This window comes from Micromonospora tarensis (assembly GCF_016803395.1).
GTDB classification, from domain to species: Bacteria; Actinomycetota; Actinomycetes; order Mycobacteriales; family Micromonosporaceae; genus Micromonospora; species Micromonospora tarensis.
Genome location: NZ_JAEVHL010000342.1, coordinates 1 through 5,097, shown reverse-complemented (window position 1 = coordinate 5,097; position 5,097 = coordinate 1). Strand labels below are relative to the sequence as shown.

7 protein-coding genes are annotated in these 5,097 nt (G+C 71.3%); 2 read left to right on the top strand and 5 right to left on the bottom strand.

The features are described from left to right. Positions 1 to 112 precede the first annotated feature (112 nt). Genes nuoK through JM949_RS33295 form a run of 3 tightly spaced genes read right to left on the bottom strand, consistent with a single transcriptional unit; the run spans position 113 to position 1,657 of the window. Entirely contained in the window at positions 113 to 475 is a 363-nt protein-coding gene (nuoK, locus tag JM949_RS33305; protein WP_203152023.1) for an NADH-quinone oxidoreductase subunit NuoK, read from the bottom strand. After that, positions 472 to 1,032, bottom strand: a complete 561-nt coding sequence (locus JM949_RS33300) for an NADH-quinone oxidoreductase subunit J family protein (protein ID WP_203152022.1) — start codon at positions 1,030 to 1,032, stop codon at positions 472 to 474. Before JM949_RS33300 ends, nuoK begins: the two co-directional genes overlap by 4 nt. A gap of 25 nt (positions 1,033 to 1,057) precedes the next feature. Beyond that, complete coding sequence (locus JM949_RS33295; protein ID WP_203152021.1) at positions 1,058 to 1,657, bottom strand: NuoI/complex I 23 kDa subunit family protein; 600 nt, start codon at positions 1,655 to 1,657, stop codon at positions 1,058 to 1,060. 95 nt (positions 1,658 to 1,752) lie between these two features. Between JM949_RS33295 and JM949_RS33290 the strand changes: the two genes are divergently transcribed. After that, complete coding sequence (locus JM949_RS33290; RefSeq protein WP_203152020.1) at positions 1,753 to 2,328, top strand: Uma2 family endonuclease; 576 nt, start codon at positions 1,753 to 1,755, stop codon at positions 2,326 to 2,328. Here JM949_RS33290 and JM949_RS33285 read toward each other — a convergent pair. Further along, positions 2,309 to 2,737, bottom strand: coding sequence for an ester cyclase (locus JM949_RS33285; RefSeq protein ID WP_203152019.1), 429 nt, complete (start codon positions 2,735 to 2,737; stop codon positions 2,309 to 2,311). The genes JM949_RS33290 and JM949_RS33285 overlap by 20 nt on opposite strands. A gap of 32 nt (positions 2,738 to 2,769) precedes the next feature. On the opposite strand from JM949_RS33285, the gene JM949_RS33280 reads away from it, so the two are divergent. Continuing rightward, entirely contained in the window at positions 2,770 to 3,837 is a 1,068-nt protein-coding gene (locus JM949_RS33280; protein ID WP_407664868.1) for a glutathione S-transferase family protein, read from the top strand. 187 nt (positions 3,838 to 4,024) lie between these two features. On the opposite strand, the gene JM949_RS33275 is transcribed toward JM949_RS33280, so the two are convergent. After that, complete coding sequence (locus JM949_RS33275; RefSeq protein WP_203152017.1) at positions 4,025 to 4,987, bottom strand: complex I subunit 1/NuoH family protein; 963 nt, start codon at positions 4,985 to 4,987, stop codon at positions 4,025 to 4,027. Positions 4,988 to 5,097: the final 110 nt, after the last annotated feature.

The window sequence follows — 5,097 nt, the reverse complement described above, 5'->3', positions numbered from 1 at the left end:
GGGTCGCCGCCGGTCGCGCCGGCGTCCCGGGCCCGCGGGGCCGGCGGCAACAGCAGGCCGAGCAGCCCGGCGAGCAACGGCACGGCGGGTAGCAACGCGCCGAGCAGCCCGGTCACCGGCCCGCCTCCGTGTTCGCGGTGGCCGGCTCTCGCCCGTCGCCGGGGTGCGGCGGCTCGGTCAGTGGCACGTCGTCCACCGCCACGGTCGCCCGCAGCCGGTAGAGCTGGAGGACGATCGCCAACCCCACCCCGATCTCGGCGGCGGCGAGGACGATGACGAACAGCGCGAACACCTGCCCCGAGTGCGGGAGTACGGCGCGGACGGTGGTGTCGGCGGTGACCAGGATCAGGTTGACCGCGTTGAGCATCAACTCGACAGACATCAGCACCAGCACCGCGTTGCGGCGGCGCAGCACGCCGTACACGCCGAGACCGAACAGCAGCGCGGCGGTGACGTACGGGATGACCGGCCTCACCGGCGCCCCCCGGGTTCGACGTCGACCAGGTCGGCCGGCCGCGCCGCGTCGCCACCGGGCGGACGGCCGATGTCCGGTCGGGACAGCACGATCGCGCCCACCAGGGCGGAGAGCAGCAGCACGGAGAGCACCTCGAACGGCAGCACCCAGGACTGGAAGATCTGCTCGCCCAGCCGTTCGGCGGTGCCGGCGGTGGGCAGCTCGACGGTGCTCCACCGGTACGCGTCGACGAGCAGGACGGTCAGCCCCAACCCGGCGCCACCACCGATCAGGGCGGCCGGCCAGCCGGGCCGGTCCAGGTCGTCGGAGGCGCCGATCGGGGCCCGGGTCAGCATCACCGCGAACAGCAGCAGGACCACCACCGCGCCCACGTAGATCAGCACCTGCACCCAGGCCACCAGCTCGGCGCTGAGCACCAGGAAGTCACCGGCCAGCGCGCCCAGGCACACCACCAGGTAGAGCCCGGCCCGGACCAGGTGTTTCGTGGTCACCACGAGCACGCCGGCCCCGACCGCCACCGCGCCGAGGGCGAGCAGCAGCACATCCGCCCCGGTCACCGGGGCGCTCTTCCGGCTCGGGCGGTCACGAGGCGGCGCCGGGCTCGGAACGTACCGCTGGGGGCGCCGGACGGGCGGTCGCCGCCTTGCGGGCGGCGGAGGTCTCCTCCTTGGCCGGCTCGCCGTTGGGGTCGTGCGCCTGTGGCGGCGGAACGGTGGCCATCCACTGGCCGAGGTGGTCCTTGTCGTGCAGCAGGTCCTTGATGTCGTACTCGGCGTACTCGAACTCGGGCGACCAGTAGAGCGCGTCGAACGGGCAGACCTCGATGCAGATGCCGCAGTACATGCAGAGCGAGAAGTCGATGTCGAACCTGTCGAGCACGTTGCGCTGGCGGGGGCGGGCGGCGCCGGGCACCGCCACCTCCTCCTTGTGCGAGTCGATGTAGATGCACCAGTCCGGGCACTCGCGGGCGCAGAGCATGCAGACCGTGCAGTTCTCCTCGGACAGCGCGATCACGCCCCGCGAGCGGGGTGGCAGGTCGGGGGCCACGTCCGGGTACTGCTGCGTGGTCGACCGGCTGGTCATCGTCTTGAGGGTGACCGCCAGCCCCTTCACCAGGCCCGCGCCGGGCAGGCCGCGTTCGCTGGTGGCACCGCGCTCGCCGGGGTCGCTCATGTCGACCATCCTGCCCTGTGGCCACGGCGCGCGCGACCACCACCCACAGGTCCAGGGCGGTACCGTGGTCGCGGGGAGAACGAACGCACCTGGAAGGACCTGCCATGACCGCCGGGCTGCAGAGCGACTACCCGCCCGAGAGCGAGTGGACGACTGACGATCTGGACGCGCTGCCCGAGGATGGCCGTCGCCGGGAACTGCTCGATGGAGTGCTGCTGATGTCCCCCTCCCCCACCCGCACCCACCAGACCATCGCCGGACGGCTGATGGCCGCGCTCGACGAGGACTGCCCGGACGGCTACGACGTGACCCAGGGGGTCGAGGTGCGGATCAACCGCACCCGGTCCTTCATCCCCGACGTGCTGATCACCACGTCGACGGCGGCAGCGCGCGAGCCGTCGAAGTACGAGCCGCACGAGGTGGTCCTGGCCGTCGAGATCGTCTCACCGAGCACCCGCTCGATCGACCGGGTGCTGAAGCCGGCGCTGTACGCCCAGGCCGGCATCCCGTTCTACTGGCGGATCGAGACCGAGGGCGGCGCGCTGGAGGTGGTGACCTACCGGATCGACGCGGTGAACGAGGTCTACACCGAGACCGGGCGGTGGACGAAGTTCGTCGACACCGGCGAGCCCTTCCCGATCAACCTGCCGATCAGCCGGATCACACCCCGGGTCCGTTGACGACCGTCGGCGGCAGCATCTCGACGCCGAGCTGCTGGAGCAGTTGGAACAGCTCGTTGCAGCTCCACACCTCGACGATCCGGCCCGCCGGGTCGAAGCGCAGGAACGTGGCCCCGGAGTAGCTGACCACCTGCCCGGTCGGCGGCACCGGCCCGAACTGCCCGGCGTGGGTGCCGGCGGCCCGCCAGTGCACGGCCACCCGCTCCCCGGCCGCGACCACGTCGACGATCTTGTAGCGCAGGTCCGGGAAGGCCGCCCGGCGCTCGCGGTGCCAGGCCAGCGTCGCCTCCGGCCCGGTGCCGCCCAGCCCCGGGCAGTCCTCGGCGACCAACTCGTACGCCGACTCCTCCCGGCGGGCATTCCACACGTCGGCGATGAACCGCCGGGCCGCCGCCTCCACATCCGTCATGCCGGCGAGGGTAACCGGACACCCAGCCGTAGATCCGTGAGGATGGGGTAGAGACAAGGGGAACGAACCGGGAGGGTGACGTGGGCGAGGAGACAGGCGGGAAGTACGTCGAGCCGGGGGGCGAGTTCACCCGGGACCAGCGGTACATCGCCACTCGGATCACCGAGGACGGGCGCGACGGCTATCCGGTGGAGCCGGGCCGGTACCGGTTGGCGGTCAGTCGGGCCTGCCCGTGGGCCAACCGCCTGATCATCGTGCGGCGGCTGCTCGGTCTGGAGGACGCCATCTCGATGGCGGTGGCCGGCCCGACCCACGACGCCCGGAGCTGGACCTTCGACCTCGACCCGGACGGCCGGGACCCGGTGCTCGGCATCGAGCGCATCCAGGAGGCGTACTTCAAGCGCTTCCCCGGCTACGAGCGCGGCATCACCGTGCCGGCGATCGTGGACGTGCCGACGGGTCAGGTGGTGACGAACGACTACGCGCAGATGAGCCTGGACCTGTCCACGCAGTGGCGCGCGTACCACCGCGACGGCGCGCCGCAGCTCTACCCCGAGCACCTGCGGGCCCAGATCGACGAGGTGAACGACGTGGTGTTCCGGGACGTCAACAACGGCGTCTACCGGTGCGGTTTCGCGGGCAGCCAGGAGGCCTACGACAAGGCGTACCACCGGCTCTTCGACCGGCTGGACTGGCTGACCGAGCGACTGACCGACCAGCGTTACCTGGTCGGCGACACGATCACCGAGGCTGACGTGCGGCTGTTCACCACGCTGGTCCGCTTCGACCCGGTCTACCACGGCCACTTCAAGTGCAACCGGCAGAAGCTGGCCGAGATGCCGGTGCTGTGGGCGTACGCCCGGGACCTCTTCCAGACCCCCGGTTTCGGCGACACCATCGACTTCGACCACATCAAGCGGCACTACTACGAGGTGCACCGCGACATCAACCCGACCGGGATCGTGCCGCTCGGCCCCGACCTGTCCAACTGGCTCACCCCGCACGGCCGGGACACGCTGGGCGGCCGCCCCTTCGGCGACGGCACCCCACCCCCACCCCCGGCCGAGCCGGTAGACCCCGCCCACACCCCGCTGCGTTGAGCGGAAACTGACGCGTCGAGCGCCCCATACGCCGCAAGATCGTGCTCAAACAAGGATGTAGTGGTCTATCGGCGTGGGGATACCACTACATCCATGTTCGAGCACGATCTTGGCGTCGAATGCCCCTTACCCCCGAACAGCAAGTGCAAGATCGCGGCGCGGGAGCGGAAGCGGGCGGGGCAGCGGTCTACAGGGCGAGGCGGACGGCTGCGGTGAGGACCAGCTGCGCGAGGGACACCGGGACCAGCACCAGCCAGCAGAGCCGCTGGAGCTGGTCCTCGCGCAGCCGGGGATAGGACACCCGGAGCCAGATGATCACGAAGGACACCGCGAAGATCTTGAGCAGGGTCCAGAGCCAGCCCAGCTGCTCGTCGGCGAACGGGCCCTGCCAGCCACCGAGGAACAGCACAGTGGTCAGCGCGGCGATCACCACGATCCCGACGTACTCGGCGAGCAGGAAGAAGGCGAACCGCAGGCCCGTGTACTCCGTCATGTAGCCGAAGACCAGCTCCGAGTCGGCCACCGGCATGTCGAACGGCGGCCGGCGGATCTCGGCCAACCCGGCGACGAAGAAGACGATCATCGCGGGCGCCTGCCAGAGCAGCCACCACGGCCGCCACGCCGTCACGATGCCCGGCAGGCTGAGCGTGCCCGCCGCCATCGCCACCGACGCGGCGGCCAGCACCAGCGGCAACTCGTAGCCGAGCAACTGGGCGGCCCCCCGCAACCCGCCGAGCAGGCTGTACTTGTTGGCCGACGCCCACGCCGACATGAGCACCGCCACCACCCCGACGCCGACCACCGCCAGCACGAAGAACAGGCCGATGTCCAACGGCTGCCCGACCAGGTCGTTCGGACCGAGCGGGATGACCAGCAGCACCAGCAGGTAGGGCACCAGCGCCACCGCCGGCGCCAGCCGGAACACCGCCCGGTCCGCCTCGCGCGGCGTGATGTCCTCCTTCTGCACGAACTTGACGCCATCGGCCACGAGCTGCGCCCAACCGTGGAAGCCGCCCGCGTACATCGGCCCGAGCCGGCCCTGCATGTGCGCCATCACCTTGTGCTCGGCCTGGCCGACCAGCAGCGGCAGGATGAGGAACGCGACCACCACGCCGCCGATCCGGAGCACCAGCTCCACCCAGAGCGGCATCAGGCCGTACCCCCGTCGTGGTCGGTCCGGTCGTCGCCCGCCGCCGGCCCGGTCGCGCCCGGGCCGGTCGCCGCCGGCCGTCGGCGGCGTCGGCGGACCGGGGGTCGCGC

Excerpts from the sequence above, each read along its gene's own strand:
- JM949_RS33295 (WP_203152021.1), bottom strand. The coding sequence starts at position 1,657 with ATGGTCGACATGAGCGACCCCGGCGAGCGCGGTGCCACCAGCGAACGC.
- JM949_RS33290 (WP_203152020.1), top strand. The coding sequence starts at position 1,753 with ATGACCGCCGGGCTGCAGAGCGACTACCCGCCCGAGAGCGAGTGGACG.
- JM949_RS33285 (WP_203152019.1), bottom strand. The coding sequence starts at position 2,737 with ATGACGGATGTGGAGGCGGCGGCCCGGCGGTTCATCGCCGACGTGTGG.
- JM949_RS33275 (WP_203152017.1), bottom strand. The coding sequence starts at position 4,987 with ATGCCGCTCTGGGTGGAGCTGGTGCTCCGGATCGGCGGCGTGGTGGTC.